We start from the raw sequence: 2,024 nt of genomic DNA on the forward strand, positions 1-2,024 counted from the left end.
CGGGTGGCAATGGCGGCCGCCGTTTCGGCAGCGGCGCCAAGCCTGCCGGCAGCACCTACGGCCGCCCCGGCGGCGACGCGCGCCGCGGCGGTGGCGGCTTCAGCCGCGACGACCATCCCTCACGCAGCGAGCGTAGCCACGGCGACCGCCGCTCGCGCGGCTGATCGGGCGGGCCCGTACGGGGCCTGACGCGACGACGAATACCGCGACGGAAGTCGCGGTCTTTTCCCGTTCACCCGCGCTGCGGCAGGGGCTGTGCGCGCCTTGGATCCGGCCGCAGGGGCCGTGGTGGCGTTCGCCGTCTCGTTCGCGCCTGCCGGCGCTCCTACACAAACCACCGCGCGCCCCGGTTCGCCTGTAGGCGCTGCGGCAGCTGCGAATTCGGCCATCGGAGGAAGTGACGCGCATGCCACCCCGCCCCCCCGCCTTCGCGCCTGCCGGTGCTCCTGCACAAACCACCGCGCGCCCGGGCTCGCCTGTAGGCGCTGCGGCAGCTGCGAATTCGGCCGTCCGGTGATCGACACGTGCCAATCCGCCGCCCCCGCCTTCGCGCCTCGTAGCGCTGCAGCATGAAACCCCGCGCTCCGCAACCCGCTGCGCAACCATTCCCCCGCCCGCACGGTCTGATCATCTGAAGCCAGCCAATCCGCACGCGGGGAGGGCGCCATGAGGGACATGCTCATCGTCGGTGCGGGCAAGATCGGCACGGTGATCGCCGACCTGCTCGCCAGCAGCGGAGACTACGCGGTGACGGTCGCCGACCGCGACCCGGCGGCGGTCGAGCGCGTGGGCGCGGAGCTCGCGCGCGTGCAGGCCTGCGTGCTGGACGTCGGCGACGCCGATGCGCTCGCCGCGGAGCTGGAAGGGCGCTGGGCGGTGATCGACGCCGGACCCTTCGACATCGGCATGCGCATCGCCGCGGCCGCGGTGGCGCAGCGGGTGCATTACCTCAACCTCACCGAGGACGTCGCCAGCACGCGGCGGGTGCGCGAGCTCGCCAACGGTGCGCACAGCGCGCTGATCCCCCAGTGCGGGCTGGCGCCGGGCTTCATCTCCATCGTCGCCCACGACCTCGCCGCGCGCTTCGACACGCTGCTCGACGTCCGCATGCGTGTCGGCGCGCTGCCCAAGTACCCCTCCAACGGCCTCAAGTACAACCTCACCTGGAGTACCGACGGCCTCATCAACGAGTATCTCAACCCCTGCGAGGCGATCGTCGACGGCGTCCGCCGGGAGATGCCGGCGCTGGAGGAACTCGAGCACTTCTCGCTCGACGGCGACGACTACGAGGCCTTCAACACCTCGGGTGGGCTGGGCACGCTGTGCGACACGCTGGACGGCCGGGTGCGCAACCTCAACTACCGCACCGTGCGCTACCGCGGTCATCGCGACGTGATGAAGCTGCTGCTGCACGACCTGCGCCTGGGCGAGCGGCGCGCGCTGCTCAAGGACATCCTGGAGTCGGCGATCCCGGTGACCATGCAGGACGTGGTGCTGGTCTTCGTCACCGTCAGCGGCCGCCGCGAGGGCCTGCTGATGCAGGAGACCTTCGCGCGTAAGCTCTACGCCGGGGAGGTCAACGGCCGCCTGCGCAGCGCGATCCAGCTCACCACCGCGAGCGCGGTGTGCGCGGTGCTCGACCTGCTCGCCGCCGGCCGCCTGCCCCAGGCGGGCTTCGTCCGCCAGGAGGACGTCGATTTCTGCGATTTCGTCACCAACCGCTTCGGCCGTCACTTCCTGACCGACAGCGAGGAGGTGCGCTGCGCCGCCAGCGGCGTGCTCGCCGGGCCGCCCGCTGGCGTGTGAACACGAGGAGGACTTCATCATGCTGAGCAACGCCCGCTTCCTGCCACTGGGCCTGGAGGCCACCCGCCTGCGCGAGGGCGCGCTCGCGGTGCACAGCCCGATCGACGGCAGCCTGCTCGCGCGCCTCGCGCCGCAGGACGCCGCCGCCACCGATGCCGCGATCGCCTGCAGCGTGGCCGCCTTCGAGGCCTGGCGCCGCGTCCCGGCGCCGCGCCGCG

At 72.3% G+C, this 2,024-nt stretch carries 1 protein-coding gene and 1 pseudogene; both read left to right on the forward strand.

What is annotated here, in order from left to right; translation table 11 throughout:
- Positions 1–666 precede the first annotated feature (666 nt).
- Positions 667–1,806: a saccharopine dehydrogenase family protein gene (locus C667_RS22480; RefSeq protein WP_039922862.1), complete on the forward strand. Its 1,140-nt coding sequence runs from the start codon at positions 667–669 to the stop codon at positions 1,804–1,806.
- Between the two features lie 19 nt (positions 1,807–1,825).
- A pseudogene (locus C667_RS22485) lies at positions 1,826–2,024 on the forward strand (aldehyde dehydrogenase family protein); the annotation flags it as partial.

The organism is Thauera phenylacetica B4P (assembly GCF_000310225.1).
In the GTDB taxonomy this organism is placed as follows: Bacteria; Pseudomonadota; Gammaproteobacteria; order Burkholderiales; family Rhodocyclaceae; genus Thauera; species Thauera phenylacetica.